The organism is Thalassomonas sp. RHCl1, assembly GCF_947387555.1.
Classification (GTDB): Bacteria; Pseudomonadota; Gammaproteobacteria; order Enterobacterales; family Alteromonadaceae; genus Thalassomonas.
The window spans coordinates 102,381-119,557 of the sequence record NZ_CANDNZ010000009.1; the positions used below are offsets into that span (position 1 = coordinate 102,381).

The following is a 17,177-nucleotide window of genomic DNA, read 5'->3' on the forward strand; positions in this document are numbered from 1 at the left end:
CACTTTTAGGCAACTAGATACTGCCCGCTAGTTGATGACCGGGAATTATTTTTCAGCGTAAAAGCGGTTATCTGTGATGAGTGCGTACATTCGTTAAGAACTCAAGAATTATTCTGCCAGATGTTGTAGTATGCGCGGTTCTTGAATTAACTTACCTTATGGAAGCTCAGTGAACACTCCCACCGAAACATCAAGATCCGCATTAATGCCAATCTTAGCTGCAAACACCTTGGAAAGAATGGCCTATTATGGTTTCCGCGCGATAATCGTGTTATTTCTTATTGATCAGAGTACGGGGGGATTTGGCTGGTCAACACAAGATACCCTGGCTTTTTACGGCACTTTCACTGCTTATATTTATCTGTCAATTTTCTTGGGTGGCTTCTGTGCTGATTTTGTTCTTGGTGCCTATAAAACAACCTTGCTTGGTGGCCTGTTGTTGATATTGGGATATGCGGGTTTTTATTTCACCAATGAAGCATACCTGAACCTTGCCATAGGTTTTATTATTGTCGGTTGCGGTTTATTTAAACCTAATATACCCGTGATGATCACCCATCAATTCAGGAAAACACCGGAACGTTTTGATAGTGCCTTTACCGGGCAATACCTGGGGCTTAATTTGGGGGCAGCCATGAGCGGCGTAATGATCGGGTATATGGCGGAAACGTTTGGCTGGCGCTGGGCCTTTTTACTGTGTGCTGTTATTGTCTTGATGGCCATTGCGGTAATGGTAAGCCAAAGGTTGCTATTTGCTCCAACGACTATGCGGGCTAATATATTCAGTGAGAATAAAGGCTCGTTACTGGCCGGCCTTGGTGTTGTTTTCTTGGGGTCAGTGTTGGCGACAATCTTCTGGGCCTTATTTGAATTGGGCAGTTCCGAGTTTTATGGGCACTATGCGTCACAAATGAAGAGCATAAACGCTCTTGTTAACCCGGTGACTGTGGTGTTTACCTGTGTAGTGACTATTTTCCTCTGGAGATATGTTCGCATCAGCTCCTGGTATAAGGTTGCCTGTAGTTTTTTCTTGTTTGCTTTAGGCTGGCTGGTGTTTACACAGAAAAGTGAGTTACCTTTGGCCATAGAAGAGGTCTTGCTTGTTGTAATGGTGATACATGCTGTTGCCGAAGTCTTGTTCTCTGCTATTTTCCTGTCTCTGATCGCCCGCTATGGTTATCTCGCTTTTATCAGTAGCAGTTTTGCGATTTTTTATTTTGCGAATTCGATGGCCAATTACTTTAGCGGTCAACTCAGCCAAACCCGGCTTGATCTTCAGCTTTTTGTCTGGCTGTCGCTGTCAATAGGCGCGTTACTTTTGTTTATTCCTTTGTTGGCTTATATACGAAACGCTTTGGCCATGTCGCGGGAAAAGCAAATAACCACATCCTCTGCTGCAGCTGTAAACGAATAGGTAGAATATGTTTAAACAAAAAGAAAAATTTTTGAATAACTGGCGTAAACTCCTTTGTTACTTTTTGAGTTTAGTGGCTTTTTTTCTCTTATTGCCCGGAGTTAAAAGCAGTCATGCTAATGATATTGAAGATATTCATATCGCGCCGGTACCCGGCTGGGTTAAGATTCGCTCTTTTGAGGCGCTGGCGACTATTCCGGTTGATGAGATCACCAATGGCATTTATTACCGTTTGCTTGATAATCAAATTCAGGTCTTGGGCAACGGCCAGCAAGCCCGCTATAACAGGTATGTGGAAACGGTTGTTAATCAAAAGGGGGTTGAAAGCAATTCACAAATTAACCTGAGTTATGATCCCAGCTATCAGAAATTGGTGGTTAATTCGTTATTTATTTTACGAGACGGTAAACGCCTGGACAGGTTGCCCAGTGCAAAAATCTCCATCTTTAACCGCGAGCAGGAGCTGGAACAGCAAATCTATAATGGCTCGATGACCTTGAATATACTCCTTGATGATCTGCGTGAAGGGGATACCCTGGATTACAGCTTTACCCGTTACGGCTCTAACCCGGTTTATCAAAACAGATTTTCGGGTGCTAGAACATTGAACTGGTCTGTGCCTGTTCATGATCAATATTTGAGAATACTATGGGGGAAAGCTCAGCCGCTCTATATTAACACCCGCAATATTAACCCTGAGGTTCAGCAGAGAAAACTTGGTGAATTTACCGAATACCAAGTGCATATGCATAATGAGCAGACCCTTGACTCATCAAGTGAAGCACCTGGCTGGTATGATCCTTATGGGGTTATCTATTTTAGTGAAAGTCGCTCTTGGGAAGATGTAGTTGATTGGGCGCTGCCACTTTATGCATCAAAGGGAATACACCCGACGATTAAAGCACTGGCTGATGAGATAAAGCAGCAAAGCGAAAATAAAGCTGAGCAAATAGCGGCGGCATTAAAGTATACCCAGGGGAAAATTAGGTACGTAGGGTTGGAAATGGGGCTTAATTCACATTTACCTACACCGGCCCATGAAACCCTGGCGCTCAGGTATGGTGACTGTAAAGACAAAGCCGTGTTGTTTATCGCTATTTTACGTGCCCTGGATATTGCGGCACATCCGGCGTTGGTGGATACCGAAGAAACTAAGTTATTAGCCGAAAAACCGCCGGCGGAAAACCGCTTTAATCATGTGATTGTTACCTTAGTATTTGAAGGGCTGCGATTGTGGCTGGATCCAACACTCCGTTATCAGGAAGGGCCTTTAAATAGCCTGTATCAGCCGGATTATGGCTATGCGCTTATTTTAGAAGAGGGGCAGAAAGCACTTACTTCAATGAAGCAGGAGAAACACAACTCTTATAGCCATATCCGGGAAAAATATATTATTCCCGAAGATAGCAACAAAGCCGTGAAATATACCGTAGCTACCGATTACCTTGGCGACATGGCGCAGCAAAAATATAGCCAAATCGAGCGGGACGGTAAAAAGAAACTTTCCCAGGATTATGAAAATTACTATCAGGGTTTTTATCCCAAGTTGACGGCATTATCTGAAGTGGAAATACAAACAGATAAAACCACCGGTATACTCAGCATTGATGAACAATACAGCATAGAAGATTTTTGGAACAAAGGGAAAAAAGGCCTGGAAGTGAACTTTTATCCGCAAGATATCCGTAATGAGGTTTTTAAACCGGAGCAGCTTAAAAGAAATGCGCCATTAAGTTTTGTTTACCCTAATAATATTAATCATCAGCTGGTTTTGGCATTTGAGGAAGATGGCTGGGATTTTACCAATGAAGAGCTGGTTGAAGATAATGCCTTTTTCTTTTTTAAGCGCTCTGTTGATTTTAAAGATAATACCCTGACCGTAAATTTTGAGTTCAGTGCGAAAACGGATCATATCCCGCCGGAACAAGTTGAAAACTATATGGCGGCCCGGAAAGAGCTCAGGCAACGTGCTTATTACGGTATAGTAAAATATGCCAAAGATGAGCAAGCAGATGAAACAAGTGCTGATGAAGAGAATGAACTGTCTTGGTTCTCGATTATTACTTTGGTATATCTTGGCGGTATTGTTTTTATTCTGATCAGCTGGCGTTTAGAGTCTGGAAAACGCCCTATGTTTGCTACGAGTCACTTTTACCCGATTTCATTAACCAAGTTTTTGTTGTTATCTATGATGACGTTCGGTATTTACAGCAGTTACTGGATGTATCGAAACTGGAAATTTATTCAGCGAAAAGATAATGAAGCTATGATGCCGATAGCCAGGGGATTGTTTTCTGCTTTTTGGTTTTACCCGTTATTTAACGCGCTTAAACAAGATAGTGAGTCAAGGTTCAAAGAAAATAAGGTACTGCCGTCGTTTTTAGCCGCTCTCATAGCCATAACCTACTTTGTTATCTCTTTGCTGCTGAGTAATTTGGAGCATATTGCTGTCAGCATTTTGTATTTTATGTTGCCTTTATTGTTTACTCCTTTTGTTCTTTATATCAATAAGGTGAATAGCGAAGATCGCGAGGGTTATGAATACAACTCGAAATGGCACTTCAGGAGTATTGTCAGCATTGCATTATTTTTGCCTTTATGGGTGATCACATTGGCGGAAGAAAGCCATTTAACACCCAGCTCGTCTGTAGTGACCGAAGACGGCATTATGAGCCGGGACATGAACTTTTTGTATCGTCAAAAAATACTGCCCATGAATGAAAAAATTAACTATTTTTATAGCGACGCTTTATTCAGTATCCGTGATGACGGTAATGGTTTTACCGATCAGCGGGTTTTTTCTTATTGGCTGGACGAGAGTGATAAATTGCAAAAGGAGATTGTTACCTTTGATCAAATCAAGGATATTGAAGTGAAATATGCCAAAGATGAGTTATCCAATACCATAATCACCATTACCCGGCTGGATGATTCCAATTTTATGCTATTTGTGGCGGCGGAGGAGAAAGGAGATCGTTTGTTTGTCGATGAATTAAAAGCCCTATGGAAACGTCAGAGCTAATGGCTGAAATATCGAATGTCGTACTGGTATTGGGTGGCTACGGCAATTTCGGTAAAAGGATCGTTGAAAACCTGACAGATATTGAGCATATCACGATATTAGTGGCCGGCAGGAGCCTGGTGAAAGCGCAGTCTTTGGTAGATGAGTTAACACCTGTTGCCAGGGGGAAACTTAAGCCCTGTGTTATTGACATTACAGCTGATGATATGGAGTCCAGGTTAAAGTCAGTGGCCCCTGATATGGTTATCCATACCGGCGGTCCGTTTCAGGGGCAGGACCACAGGGTACCGCAAATGTGTGCCTGGGTCGGTGCCCATTATATCGACCTGGCGGATGACCGGCGTTTTGTCTGTGATATCACCGGGCTTGATGCTTTGGCTAAAGAGCAGCAAGTCTTGCTGGTAAGTGGCGCCAGTTCGGTGCCCGGTTTATCTTCTGCGGTGATTGACCATTACTGCCAGCAGTTTTCTGTGATTAATAACATAGATATCGCCATTGCCCCCGGCAATAAAGCCGAGCGGGGCGAAGCCACGGTTAAGGGGATTTTATCGTATACCGGGCATGCCTTTTCTGTGTATAAAAACGGGCAGTGGCAAGATGCCTTTGGCTGGATGGAGCCGAGAAAAAAAGACTTTGGCGATATTATCGGTAAACGCTGGCTCGCAAATGTTGATGTGCCGGATTTGGAGTTATTTCCATCACGTTACCGGGTAACAGACAGTGTCCGTTTTCAGGCCGGACTGGAGTTGCCTTTTTTGCATTTGTCTATGGTCGCTATGGCGTATCTGGCTAAAAAAGGCTGGGTAAAGAACTGGTCGCCGTTGTCTAAGCCCATCGTTAAAGCGAGCAATGTCTTTATGCCATTTGGCAGCGATAACGGCGTGATGCAGGTGTTGATCAGTGGTTTAGATAGGCAAAAGCAGCGTAAAACCATTAAATGGTCCTTATATGCTCCCGGCGGCATAGGCCCTTATATTCCGACTCTTGCTGCTATTATTCTGGCGCGAAAATTATTGCTGGAACAAACCGCAGCAGACCCTGTGTTCGGTGCAACCCCTTGTACCGGTTTATTTTCCCTGAGCGACTTTACCCCGTATTTTGATAAACTCGGTATCTATCAAAAGGAAGAAGCTTTTGGTTAGTATGTTAGACAGCTATTTATTGTTGAAACTCATTCATATTCTGGCGGCCGTGGTGGTGACGGGGACCGGTGCGGGCATAGCCTTTTTTATGTTTATGGCCAATCGCAGCAATAATGTGCAGGCGATATCGGTTACCACGCAGCATGTGGTGCTGGCCGACTGGTTGTTTACCTTGCCGGCGGTGCTTATCCAGCTTGTCAGCGGTATTTTACTGATGAGCAGGCAAGGGTATTCTTTTTCCTCTCCCTGGTTTTATACGGTGATTACCCTGTTTATGGTTATCGGGTTGTGCTGGTTGCCGGTCTTGCGCATCCAGTACCGGCTTAGGGCCCTGGCCAGGCAGGCGGCAGGGGAGAATAAGCTATCGCCGAAATTTAAAAGCCTGATGAAGGTTTGGACTTTGCTCGGCGTACCTGCTTTTGCCGCCATCTTGGTGATTTTTTATCTTATGGTGTTCAAGCCGCTGTCGCTGGTTTAATTTTGTTAGAGGAAGTGCAGAGATGATCAAGGCAATCAGCCAGGAGCGGTTAATGCTGGCGGCAAAAGTTTCGCTGGCTCTCTTGTGGATATTCACCGGGTTAACCTCTTTGTTTTTCTCGCCGCAAACCGGCTATCAGGTATTGGCGCAAGGGGGCATTACCGGGCTTGGTGCGGATATCGCGGTGTATGCCGGTGCCTTGCTTGATATTGTTATTGGCCTGTGGCTGTTAACCGGTATTAAGTCTTATCTGTGCTGTCTGGTGCAATTGGCGGTGATCCTGGTTTATTCGATATTACTAAGTGTTATCGATGCCAGTTTCTGGTTGCACCCTTTTGGTCCGCTGACGAAAAACCTGCCGGTAATGGTGCTGATCCTTATGGTGATGAACGGCGAAAATAAGCCATAAAATCATTTTCAAGTACTTCTTTCCTTTGAGTCCGGGCAAAACTTGCACTCTAAAAACATTAATGTGAGTATTTATTTTTCAAAATGTTTACAGGATGTTAACTCTTTCTGTTTCAGCTTTAGCACGCCGGGTTTAGGGTTTGGATTTTCATTACCATTACCAAAAAAGCTTATGCTGTCGCTTAAGGCTTATCTGAAACAGGATAAATAACTCAAAGATTCAAGGAAGTAAGTGATGAAAAATAAGTTGATGCAAAAAGCCGGCTTGTCGGCCACTATGGCGTTAGCATGCGTTTTTAGTCAGGCTGGGCAGGCAGGCACCGTGGTTGCTCCGGTAGAGGTAAAAGCACAAAGTGGCGTGATAACCGAGCGCAATGTACCGCGAAATGCTGCGGGGGTAAGGTTATTGGACTTAACCAAGCCGACGCATTTTAATTTGGTGAAATCCCGTTTATCCCGGGGCAATATTGGCGCTGAACAATATCCCTGGTTGCACAAGGCTTTGGATGAGCAAAGTGCTCAACACCCCCTTGAAGCGGGCTTTTTCGGGCAACAAGCTCAAACACCGCAGTTGGATATTGCGGGTCCAAACCATACTATTTGGCCTATGAATGTCGCTGTTGATAAGGCAGACAATCAGGCTTATCTGGTGGTGAAGGCGATAAACCCGGTTGCAGGTAAAGGCGAGCAAATTTATTTCGATTTAATGCTCACCGATGAAAATGGCAAACTGCTTGCTCCGGTTGAGAGCCGTTTGCAGTTTGACCCAAGCGAAAACAATGCCTTGATCGCGAAGGTTTCGCTGGCACAATTAAAGTCTCAGTATCCGCAGCTGGATATGGTTTATGCCAGTTCATGGGCGGCTGTTCAGGCTGGCGACGGCACCGTAACTTCGGCGCTAAAACTCAGTCAATATCCTTTTTCCTGGCAGCATATCGAACAGCAATATGCAGATATTGGCGGCAACAAAAAACAAAGAAAAGAGCCGGAAAAGCTGTTTGAGCAAAATACTACTTCTATCAGCAGTTACAATCTCACTCATCAATATAACAGTCTGGCGCCGGTTGACAGCAATGGCGATGATGTGATCAAGGTGTGTTTAACCAGCGCGGATGCCGATTGTGATTATGCCGCAGATTCGCCTCCCGGTTATGTTGCCGATGTACATATTCCTTTTAAGGGGCAAATGATTGTTCCCCATGAAGTTACCAGGATTTATGCCTCAGATTTAGCTCCCGGGCAAATGCCTTCCGGGATTGACGAGCAAACAGGGATTTACCTGCAGGAAGGCAGTTATAACGGAGCGCTCAAACAAAGCTATAAGACATTGGATAACCAGGACAAAACTTTCTCTGATTATCTTGTTTTTGATGTCGACTATGTTAACAAGCAAACGATTATTAGCTGGGATATTCCAAGAGACGAAGGCCGCTTTGGCAATGCCCTGCAGTTTTCAAATAGTGCCGAAACCAACTGGCATTTTACTTTTGCGGTGCAGGGGTTCCCTTATTTCAACCACGGTCGTGGGGGAAGTGCACGTAACTTTCTGTTTGGTATAGGCTCTGAAACCTGGGGGGCATATTATAATTTTTATGTGCCGACCCTGCCTAAAATGCAGCTGGGTTATCGCTGCGATGCCTTTATGTCTTCACAGGATAGCCAGATAAAGTTGCAGCAGGCACAGCTACAGGCCAGCCAGACACCTGTGTATATCAATGGTGTCCGTTATCAGTTAAGCAAAGCGGATTTTGTCCCTATTTATCGGCAAAGGATCGTCAATGAACAATGTGGTGTGGTTAATGCCCTGAGCGGTTATCAAGTGACACTGCCTGTGCTTGGTGATACCGGGCAGGAGCTGATTTTTGATATCAACGGCCGCTCCGATGGCAAGGTCATGAACTTAACCGCCAGTTGCGGTGATTTTTATGCTACAGATTCAGGGGATAAGTATGTGATCACTAAAACCATGGTGACCAATCGCAGCTGCACCAATATGGTATTATCCTTTGAGTTTGAGGACATTAATCCGCCGGTGATAATGGATATTAATCTGCAGATCTCTGAGATCTTTTAGTCTTAAGGCAAGCAAGCCCCGTTTTTGTGTTTATCAGGTAAAAGCCCTTTATGATAAGGGCTTTTTTATATCCGCAGATTATAGCCGGGCTTGTGATATATTGGCTTTGTTTGACCATAGAGAGGCGGTGATGAGCTCTTTCCTGATGATAGTTATTTTAAGTTTAACTTTAAGTGCATGCAGCATAAGGGAGGATCAAGCCGAAGTGGTGAATCTTAACCATGATATTTGCCCGGACTATGACTGGGGCAAGGTCGAGCAGCTGGTCAGCCCCCATCTGGACAATTTTTTGATGACAGCCCTGGTCATGCAGGGGCAAAGTGCCAATTACCATACTGCCGAGGCGGCATCCCAGGCGATAGCAGATGTTAAGGATGAACAAGTACGGGCAATACTGGCGCGTATTATCGCCAGTGATTGCGACTAGCAAGGTATGAAAAGTAACAGGCGCAGTAAGCCGGCCTCCGCTGCTGGTAGAGCAGGAAGGGCTGATGTTTACTGCGCGGCGATGGCATTACATGATGTGCTCCTGTTAAGTCCTGTAGCTGTCTTTATGATGGTGATGGATAACTTTTACTTTACCGGGACGAATTTCTCGCCTTTAAAGGTTTTTACCGGGTTACCCCTTTGCAAGTCCTGATGCTGTTGCCAGCGTGCCTGCTCCTGCTGCGACATTTGCTGCTGTTTTTGTGACGCCAGTTTTTGCCCGATCAGGGCGATAGCCAGGCGTTTATTGGCATGCTGGCTGCGCTCGCTTTGCACCCGCACCGAAATGCCGCTGGCGCTATGGGTTGCCTGTACCGCAGAGTCAGTGGTGTTGACATGCTGGCCGCCGGCTCCCGATGCCCGGCAGGTTTTAAAGCTTATTTGCTGATCCAGGCTGGTTGTATTGACCTCAAACATTTGCCCGCTGAAAAACCAGTTTTTGCGCTTGTGTTTAACCCGATAGGGGCTTTGACAAACCCAGAGCATCACCCCCTGCCAGTGAGTTGCGATTTGTTTTGCCTGCTGACCGCTAAGCTGCAGCAACACGGATTTAAAGCCGCTTGTTTCCTTATTGGCTTCTTGTGCCAGCACTGACAGCTTGAGCTGGTATTGCCGGCACTCTTTCTCCAGCGCCTTGAGGGCCAAAGCTACGGCGGTGCAGCACTCTTGCGGTCCCTGGCCCGCGGATAGTTGCAGTAAGATCATCAGCTACAGTCTCCGTGGGTTTTAAAGGTTAATACCGGGCGCAACCTGGCGACGACTTCCAGCAAACCGGCATCCGCCATATCGGCAACCACAGATTCACATTTTTTATAGGCCTGGGGGGCCTCATCATAAAGCAGCTCTTTATTGCCACAAATGACCCGGCTGCCTAAAGCGGTTTTCACCAAATCATCCTTTTTATATTTATGGCTTAACCGCCCCTGGCAGTCGCCCCGTTTCCATTTTCGTCCCGCGCCATGGGCCAGGGAGTATAGGCTTTTATCCGAAGGTAGGGGTTTCACCAGGTAAGTGTAATCGCCGCGTGAGCCGGGAATGATCACATAACCCATATCGCTGGGGGTTGCCCCTTTGCGATGCAGGTAACCTGCCTGATTATCCAGGGCTTTAGCTGTGACCAGGTTATGGTTAACATCTAACACCATTTTCCCCTCGCTCCTGGCTGCTTCGAGAAAGCGCCGGGCGATTAATTCCCGGTTGAGTTCGGCCCAGCGCACCGCCTCGTCATGTTGCTGCATATAGTGCTGACAAGCTTCGCTGCCACTTAGCAAACCCTGGTGATTAAACTGCCGGATATGCGCCACTAAAATCGACTGGCCCAGGCCCCTGGAGCCGGAATGCACCAACAGTTGCAGCTGTTTTTTGTCCAGCCCTAAGGTTGCAAGTGCTTCGGCATCATAAACCTGGTCTATCGCCTGAAATTCGGCAAAGTGGTTGCCGCCGCCGATCGTGCCCAGTGACAAATCAAACGCTTTGTTGGTGATGCCTTTCTCACCTTTGCGCCTGTTGATCACTTCACTCCAGCTCTCATCCAACGGCGTTTCTACCCGGTCAAATTTTTTCGCGAATTTATCCAGGTTGATTTTGCTGGCTTTTAGCGAGCTTTGCCAAAGGGACATACCGCAGCCGATATCATTGCCCACCAGCGCCGGATAGATTTTATCCCGGGTGTAGAAGGCTGCTCCTATCGGATAACCCCGGCCGGGATGTAAATCCGGCATACCGGCAACGCGCACCATGCTGCTTAGTTCGGCTGTTTTTTTAAGTTGTTGTATTGCCGCACCTTCGATCCAGGTTGTTTCGGATGCGATCAAAGATACCTGCTGAGTAATTGTTTGGACGTTTGTGCCCATAGACCAATTCCTTCATTGTTTTTATGTTGAAAAAAGTAATGAAAAAGCAGGTCGTCAGCTCTAAAAAGAGACAGTGAAAGCGCCGGAGAAACTGATGGTGATGATTTGGCTCACAGCTTTTGCTAAAGCAAGCCGGGTATAAGTTTCTTAGCGGTTAAGACCTGCAAAGGATAATAATGTAATTGTCATGATTTTTTCTCCTCTACAGCTAATCGGGTGAATAAGGTGAGTGTTTTTTGCACTAGGCAAGAACGGGCGCATGATAATGGCTTTATCTTGATTAAGCAAATGGTTAATGAAAATAATCGTGAAAAAGTATCTTGCGGATGTTTGTTGGCCTCCCTGTTCTATGGTGAAAAGGATTACTATACTGGAGTCACCGGATGTGCAGCACAGCCATATATAAGGGCTTTACAGGGCAACCTATGACTCGGTCTGTCATTTATGCTTTTTTGATGTACTTTCTTACCGGGGCGTTGCTCAGGGCTGAGACCATTACCATGGCCACGGCGGAATGGTCACCTTTTTATGGCGCAGATCTGCCAAAACAAGGGGGGGTCAGCGAAATTACCCGCCAGGCGTTAAAGCGCAGTGGCCATGAAGTGACGATACATTTTATGCCCTGGGCCAGGGCGATGCATGATGTGAAAGAAGGTAAATACCATGGGGTACTTGGCTGTTGGGCCAATAAGCAGGTCAGAAAAGATTACTTGGTATCACAAGAGGTTATGGGCAGTGGCGACGGACATTTTCTGGCTAAAAAAGCGAGTCCGGACACAGAGCTGATCCCGGAAGCGCTCAGGGGAAAAGTTGTCGGTTTTGTCCGTGGCTACCCCGTCAGTGAAACTTTAAATGGCCTGTTTGGCCGCCGCGAGGTCGGGAAAAGTGAAGTCAGTCATATTGGCCAGCTCTATGGCTTGCTGGAGTTAAAGCGTATCGATTTGATCCTGGAAAATTACCAGGTGGCAAAATATCACTTTTTCAAAAACTTTCCCGGGGAAGAGTTCGACCTGAAAATTGTCGGTAAGGATTATGTCGATGGCGGGCTTTATATGTGCTGGAGCAGGAGTAAAGCCGGTATCGAAGCAATTGCCGAAGCATTTGACCGGGCGATACGGCAAATGCGGACAGACGGCAGTCTGGAGAAGATTGAGCAGGCATTCGGGTTTTGATGACGGCCAAGGCAGCGCTGTGCAATATGGAGGGAGTTCAGGCCGGGTATATTCATTTTTCCCGGGGCAGGCAGAAGTGGTACTATGGTGTATTATATTTTTAGCTGTGAGTAAGGAAAATTATGTCCGGCAACAACAGGAGCGAAATAAAAATCGGTGCCAGGGTCTCAATCGTTTTAAAGCAAGATCAGCGCAGCGGCAAACTGACCCAGGGGGTGGTAAAAGATATTTTAACCAAATCCCCGAATCACCCCCATGGCATTAAAGTTCGGCTGGAAAGCGGTGATGTTGGCCGGGTGAAAAACATCGAGGATTAAGTTTTTTATGGCGGCGGATCTGTCGGGGTACTGCTGCCGTTTTCCCCGGTCTTGTCAACCCCTGACCTTGGCGCCGGCTAACGGTATTTGCATTATAAGCGCTGTTCCCGTTTGCTTTAATCATGCTACCATAAGCCTATTCTTTCTCATTTATCCGCCAAACAGACGCGTGAAAGTTGTTGAGATTTTATATGGTGGTCAGGGGCTTTGTCCGGCTTATAGCTTTTAGTTTGGTGTTTTTGGGCGCTAAGCTTGCTGCCGCCCCCTTGGTTTTTGTTCTGCCGCATTTTCCTCCTTTTGCTTACCTTGACCAGGGCATAGTCCGCGGTATTGCCGTCGATAAAGTGGTGCCTGTGCTAGAGGCTTTAGGGCTGGATTATCAACTGACCCTGGTGCCAAATTACGGCCGGGCGCTTGAAGAAGTCAAGCAGGGGCGGGCGGTGGGATTTTTTCTGGCGTCGGAAAACGCACAGCGCAATAAGGTGGCCCGCTTTAGCCAGCCGGTAATGCTCAATAATTGGAGCTGGTTTTACCGGGCAGATCACCAGGAAATAACGGCGCCTGCAGCTGATTTTTCCACGGGATTTGCCATCGGCACTATAGCCCACACCAATACCAGCTATTGGTTGAAAAAGCATAATTATCAATATCAGGTGGATGGTATTGATAATCTGCTTAAGCTGACTTTTGAACAACAATGGCTTGATGCGATTTTTGTTGCCGAAAGGGTCTTTTTAACAGCGGCGAAAAAGCATGGACTGGAAAATACCCGTTATCGGCAAAAGGTTGCCGTTGCTAAACCTTTTGGCATTTATATCAGTAAAGCTTTTTTAGCATCCTCGCCGGATTTTTTACCCCGGCTAAACCGGCAAATTGCCAAACAAACCGGCATACAGGGCCCGTTGCCATAAAAGGGGAGGGCTAGTGCACTCCCCTTGAGCTATGCCGTTTCGTCGCTATCACTTGTGCCTGGCTGAACTGTGCCCGGTGGCTATTTTCGTCTTTGCGGGACATATTCAAACTCTACCGCCTCGAAATTCAGGCTGAAGCTTTCCATTGGCACTGTGTCTCCCGCGTTGTTGCTGCCGGGGGCAACACTGTAACTGGTGACTATCACATTGGTGAGCTTATACCTGAGATAGGGTTCGCGTCCCCGCCGTTTTGATGCGACCACATCGATTATCGCTTCCTCGAAATGGCTGCTGGTACCATCGCAGGAGGCTTGTTGCAGCCTGGCCGAAGACTTATCCAGCTCCCTGACAATGACCACATCCCCTAAGGTGGTATCGCTTCTGCCAGCAAGCGCAAGCCGGCATTGCCCCGCAGAGTCGGTACTTGCCTGTGTCCTGAACAGCGGCGAACTCATGGATTCAATGATAATCCAGTCCTTGTGTTCATTGTCGGTTGCTTCGCCTTTGATATCACCAAGTTTCATAAAAGCGGCACCGTTGGCATTGGTTATCAGGCATAAGCTGATCACAAAGGCAGTAATGAGTTTTTGAATAGACATGATCACACCTCACTGGTTTGAATTAAAATATCAGGTGAGTGCGGGAATTAACTAGCTGTCTCTTAAAGTAATGCTTCAAGAAAACAGCTCCTTTGTATTCATGGCATCTGTTTTAGAGGGCCGGACAATAACGGCAGAGCACCCGTGAAGGCTAACTTTTTTAGTATAGACGCTAACGCAGTACAAGGAGGGGTCTAAGGGGATGGCCCTGATGCCGCAGCATCAGGGGATTATTGCACTAGTGTGGATTAGCCGCTGGTTTTATCCGAGTCGACCCGGGTCCAGCAGGTTTCTTTGCGACAGACAGAGTCGTCCTTGCTGGCGTTTTGAAAGTCCTGATCCCTGTGAGCCTTGCCAAAGTTACGGCTGATCAGGCGCTTTTTCATCGGCGCCATCAGCAGGCTTTCATAGCTCTCTACCAGCTCCTGCTTGCTCATGGCTGTGATGGCCGCGGCTAACTGCTCTCTTTTGTCGAAGCGGTCAAAACCGTCAGCTAACTCGGCCCATAACCTGCGGGTGCGCTCAAGCAGGTTTTTATCCTGGCGTTTGATGTTGGTGATAAGTCCGGTTTTATGCTCGGCAAACTCTGCTTCGCTCATGGCCTTGACCACGGCAAACTGCTCCAGGATAAACTGGTCGATGCGTTTTTGCAGTTCTTTCGGGCCTACCTTGGACGACTGGACGTAGAAATTCAGCGTCGGCATATTTTCAATTTCACCGCCGCCGGCATGCGCAACATAACCGAGTTGCTGCCGGGTGCGGATATCATTGAAAAACGCGGCGGTCAGTACCTGTCCCAGCATACGGGTTTGCTTTAATCCCGTCAGCGAGGTTTGCGCCGGATAGGCGATGGCGATGGCCGAGTCCTGGTGTTTGATGTCCATTTCAATAACGGCTTCTTCACCCGGGGCCAGCTGACGCAGGTTCAACTGGTGCTCCGGTCCGGTTTTGGCCGAGCTTAGGAAGCTGTCGGCAAAGCTCTGGCCTAAGGCGATGGCTTCGGTTTTATCTGTGTTGCCGTGGGTCATGACCTTTAAGCTGACCTGAGACAGCATCGCCTGCATATACCGGGTTAACTGCTCCAGGGTGACAGCAGCCAGTGCCTCACCTTTGACCTTGCTGGAGAAGGGATCTTCACCAAAGGCCCGTTTCATTTTACCTGCTACCTGGCGAATCGGGCGGTCAAGGGCGGAATTTTTCCATTTCCTGAGCAAGGTATCTTTGACCAGGGCAAACTTTTCTTCGCTGATGTCAAACCGGGTGATGGTGTCGTTAATGGTTTTGATCAGCTCTGCCTGTTTGTCGTGGTAACCGTTGACGCTATATCCTAACCCCTTATCCGAGGCGAACAGGCGGTAATCCAGTCCGGCGGTTTTGGCATTAAAGCCATAGGCATTTAACTTGTCTTCGATAAGCTTGCTGGCCAGTGTCAGCATGGCCCGGTTTTCAGTACTGTTGGCGGCAAGCGGCGATTCGATACGCATAAAGACGCTGGCTTTGGGCATGTCAAAGCTGGTGTCCTGGTAGTGCCAAAGTTTGATGCCTTGCTTATCCACCAGCAGTGCGGGGCGGCTGTTGCTGTGCTGCTCTTTTAGCTGGATATCTTCGGCGATAAAGGGGTTTAGCGGCGGTAGTTTCATATCCGCATAGGCCTGGGTATTGTGCCATTGGTTCAGCTTGGCTTGCGGCAGTTTACTGACCGAATAGTTTACATCATATAAAGGTTCGTTTTTATCTGTGCTCACCCCCGGCGCCACCAGGGTTTGCTGCATATTATGCGGGTTAAGCTCGGACAGATATTGCCGGGTTAAGGCTTCGTTTAAGCCGCTGTAGGTATAATGTATATCTAACAAGTGCTTAGCCGGTGTTTTTTGCAATACCGGGGATAAGCGGTAGACGGTGCGCATCGGGCTGACTTTTTCCTGGAAGGTAAAGTCCAGTGCGGCAATATTTTTGATTTCCCGGTAATATGCTTCCTTGACCCCCTGTTTTTTGATCAGGTCGATATAGGCGAAGATCTCCGCGGTGATGTCATCTATCCGGGTTAGACCTTTTTCCGTCAGGTTTAGCGAAATGTGGAAGGCGTCAACGGCATCGTCGTTTTCAACATAGGTGCTCAAAGACTCTACCAGGCCTTGCTGATTTAAGCGTTGGTAAAGGGAGTTTTCGCCTTCATGACCCAACAAGTGGCTGATCAGCCGGGTGGGCTTTTCATTGGTATATTGCTGGGTATCTGTGATTGGGAAGGTTAATTTCAGGGTGCGCATTTCCCGAAGCGGTTCTATCAATACCCGGGTGGCAAGCTGCTCCCGGCTTAAAAAGTTTGTCGGCAGTTTCGGGGCGGCCAGGCCGTTATTTTTAACGGCGCTGAATTTTTCGGTGACCGATTTTTCTATCTGCGGTAAAGGCTGGTTGGATAAGACCACCAGCGCCATGCGGTTTGCCGAATAATGGCGGCGGTAAACCTCCATCAGATCGTCGTATACCTTATCATCGCCGCGATCCGCCAAAGTGTCTAAGTTGCCGACACTGAACATGCTGCGCGGGTGAGCCGGGTTTAAGGCCTGGCGGCCGGCTTCGCGGCTTCTGCGGTCATCTTGCTTTAATTTCAGGGAATATTCCGAGTCCACGGCATTTTTCTCCCGCTCGACAAACTCGGGATCCATGGTGGGGGCGATAAAAAACTGGGCAAAACGGTCTAAGGCCTGGTCAAAGGCGTCATTGCTGACATCAAAAAAGTAGTTGGTATCTTCTGTTGAAGTATAAGCGTTTGAAGCGCCGCCATTTTTCTTGAGAAATTCGTTATACTCCCCGGCATCCGGGTATTTTTCCGTGCCTAAAAATAACATATGCTCTAAAAAGTGCAGCAGGCCGGCACGGTCTTTGGGGGCGTGATAGGCGCCGACGGAAACATCCATGGCGGCCGCCGATTTATCCGCTCTCGGATCTGAAATCAGCAATACTTTTAAGCCGTTCTCCAGGGTTAAATAGCGGTAATCTCTTTGATCTGCAGGGCTTTTAATTATCTGCTGACTGTTGGTGCCCGGTTGACTCCCGGTACTTGCCTGATTGGCACCCTGGTGCTGACAACCCGCCAGTGCAGCGGTTAATGCCAGGGCCAGCATAGCAGGTTTGAAATGTTTCATCGTTATTATTATTCCTTGTAAATTTGTAGTGATATCTTGCCTTTAAAGCAGCTACCGCAGAGCCTGTTTCGGCAAAAGGACTTTTAATAACAAAGGATAAGGGATCAAGGCTTTGATGGTAATCTTTAATTGTAAATCTTTGTGATAATTGCTTT

The 17,177-nt window shown here is 47.2% G+C and carries 14 protein-coding genes; 10 read left to right on the forward strand and 4 right to left on the reverse strand.

The annotated features are described in order from the left end of the window. The first annotated feature begins 205 nt into the window (after positions 1 to 205). The 7 genes from QL234_RS22355 (at position 206) to QL234_RS22385 (ending at position 8,965) form a co-directional block, all read left to right on the forward strand. A complete protein-coding gene (locus QL234_RS22355) occupies positions 206 to 1,414 on the forward strand; it encodes an MFS transporter (protein WP_281559988.1) in 1,209 nt (402 codons plus the stop codon). 7 nt (positions 1,415 to 1,421) lie between these two features. After that, positions 1,422 to 4,436 carry a DUF3857 domain-containing protein gene (locus QL234_RS22360; RefSeq protein WP_281559989.1) on the forward strand — a complete coding sequence of 1,005 codons (3,015 nt, stop codon included), beginning with the start codon at positions 1,422 to 1,424 and terminating at the stop codon, positions 4,434 to 4,436. After that, complete coding sequence (locus QL234_RS22365) at positions 4,436 to 5,578, forward strand: saccharopine dehydrogenase NADP-binding domain-containing protein (protein WP_281559990.1); 1,143 nt, start codon at positions 4,436 to 4,438, stop codon at positions 5,576 to 5,578. The genes QL234_RS22360 and QL234_RS22365 overlap by 1 nt, the downstream gene beginning before the upstream one ends. A gap of 1 nt (position 5,579) precedes the next feature. After that, entirely contained in the window at positions 5,580 to 6,056 is a 477-nt protein-coding gene (locus QL234_RS22370) for a DUF2269 domain-containing protein (RefSeq protein ID WP_281560135.1), read from the forward strand. A gap of 22 nt (positions 6,057 to 6,078) precedes the next feature. Then, complete coding sequence (locus QL234_RS22375) at positions 6,079 to 6,465, forward strand: DoxX-like family protein (protein WP_281559991.1); 387 nt, start codon at positions 6,079 to 6,081, stop codon at positions 6,463 to 6,465. Between the two features lie 234 nt (positions 6,466 to 6,699). Continuing rightward, a complete protein-coding gene (locus QL234_RS22380; RefSeq protein WP_281559992.1) occupies positions 6,700 to 8,538 on the forward strand; it encodes a hypothetical protein in 1,839 nt (612 codons plus the stop codon). 205 nt (positions 8,539 to 8,743) lie between these two features. Continuing rightward, the gene (locus QL234_RS22385) at positions 8,744 to 8,965 is read left to right on the forward strand and encodes a hypothetical protein (protein WP_281559993.1); all 222 of its coding nucleotides are present in this window, start codon (positions 8,744 to 8,746) and stop codon (positions 8,963 to 8,965) included. 146 nt (positions 8,966 to 9,111) lie between these two features. Here QL234_RS22385 and prfH read toward each other — a convergent pair whose 3' ends face one another. Together prfH and QL234_RS22395 are read right to left on the reverse strand one after the other, a co-directional pair. Beyond that, positions 9,112 to 9,729 (reverse strand): peptide chain release factor H, encoded by a 618-nt coding sequence (gene prfH, locus QL234_RS22390; protein ID WP_281559994.1) that lies wholly within the window; start codon positions 9,727 to 9,729, stop codon positions 9,112 to 9,114. Next, entirely contained in the window at positions 9,729 to 10,877 is a 1,149-nt protein-coding gene (locus QL234_RS22395; protein WP_281559995.1) for an RNA ligase RtcB family protein, read from the reverse strand. The genes prfH and QL234_RS22395 overlap by 1 nt, the downstream gene beginning before the upstream one ends. 425 nt (positions 10,878 to 11,302) lie before the next feature. Between QL234_RS22395 and QL234_RS22400 the strand changes: the two genes are divergently transcribed. The 3 genes from QL234_RS22400 (at position 11,303) to QL234_RS22410 (ending at position 13,277) form a co-directional block, all read left to right on the forward strand. Then, on the forward strand, positions 11,303 to 12,049 hold the full coding sequence (locus QL234_RS22400) for a transporter substrate-binding domain-containing protein (RefSeq protein WP_281559996.1): 747 nt from the start codon (positions 11,303 to 11,305) through the stop codon (positions 12,047 to 12,049). Positions 12,050 to 12,171: 122 nt separating this feature from the next. Then, positions 12,172 to 12,366 carry a YwbE family protein gene (locus QL234_RS22405; protein WP_281559997.1) on the forward strand — a complete coding sequence of 65 codons (195 nt, stop codon included), beginning with the start codon at positions 12,172 to 12,174 and terminating at the stop codon, positions 12,364 to 12,366. A gap of 179 nt (positions 12,367 to 12,545) precedes the next feature. After that, a complete protein-coding gene (locus QL234_RS22410; RefSeq protein WP_281559998.1) occupies positions 12,546 to 13,277 on the forward strand; it encodes a transporter substrate-binding domain-containing protein in 732 nt (243 codons plus the stop codon). A gap of 80 nt (positions 13,278 to 13,357) precedes the next feature. Here the strand turns inward: QL234_RS22410 and QL234_RS22415 are convergent, their stop codons facing one another. Both QL234_RS22415 and QL234_RS22420 read right to left on the reverse strand, forming a co-directional pair. Continuing rightward, positions 13,358 to 13,876, reverse strand: a complete 519-nt coding sequence (locus tag QL234_RS22415; protein WP_281559999.1) for a type VI secretion system tube protein Hcp — start codon at positions 13,874 to 13,876, stop codon at positions 13,358 to 13,360. Between the two features lie 248 nt (positions 13,877 to 14,124). Next, positions 14,125 to 17,022 (reverse strand): insulinase family protein, encoded by a 2,898-nt coding sequence (locus QL234_RS22420; protein ID WP_281560000.1) that lies wholly within the window; start codon positions 17,020 to 17,022, stop codon positions 14,125 to 14,127. Positions 17,023 to 17,177: the final 155 nt, after the last annotated feature.

Excerpts from the sequence above, each read along its gene's own strand:
- prfH (WP_281559994.1), bottom strand. The coding sequence starts at position 9,729 with ATGATCTTACTGCAACTATCCGCGGGCCAGGGACCGCAAGAGTGCTGC.
- QL234_RS22355 (WP_281559988.1), top strand. The coding sequence starts at position 206 with ATGCCAATCTTAGCTGCAAACACCTTGGAAAGAATGGCCTATTATGGT.
- QL234_RS22380 (WP_281559992.1), top strand. The coding sequence starts at position 6,700 with ATGAAAAATAAGTTGATGCAAAAAGCCGGCTTGTCGGCCACTATGGCG.
- QL234_RS22420 (WP_281560000.1), bottom strand. The coding sequence starts at position 17,022 with ATGAAACATTTCAAACCTGCTATGCTGGCCCTGGCATTAACCGCTGCA.
- QL234_RS22400 (WP_281559996.1), top strand. The coding sequence starts at position 11,303 with ATGACTCGGTCTGTCATTTATGCTTTTTTGATGTACTTTCTTACCGGG.
- QL234_RS22405 (WP_281559997.1), top strand. The coding sequence starts at position 12,172 with ATGTCCGGCAACAACAGGAGCGAAATAAAAATCGGTGCCAGGGTCTCA.
- QL234_RS22370 (WP_281560135.1), top strand. The coding sequence starts at position 5,580 with ATGTTAGACAGCTATTTATTGTTGAAACTCATTCATATTCTGGCGGCC.
- QL234_RS22360 (WP_281559989.1), top strand. The coding sequence starts at position 1,422 with ATGTTTAAACAAAAAGAAAAATTTTTGAATAACTGGCGTAAACTCCTT.
- QL234_RS22415 (WP_281559999.1), bottom strand. The coding sequence starts at position 13,876 with ATGTCTATTCAAAAACTCATTACTGCCTTTGTGATCAGCTTATGCCTG.
- QL234_RS22375 (WP_281559991.1), top strand. The coding sequence starts at position 6,079 with ATGATCAAGGCAATCAGCCAGGAGCGGTTAATGCTGGCGGCAAAAGTT.
- QL234_RS22365 (WP_281559990.1), top strand. The coding sequence starts at position 4,436 with ATGGCTGAAATATCGAATGTCGTACTGGTATTGGGTGGCTACGGCAAT.
- QL234_RS22395 (WP_281559995.1), bottom strand. The coding sequence starts at position 10,877 with ATGGGCACAAACGTCCAAACAATTACTCAGCAGGTATCTTTGATCGCA.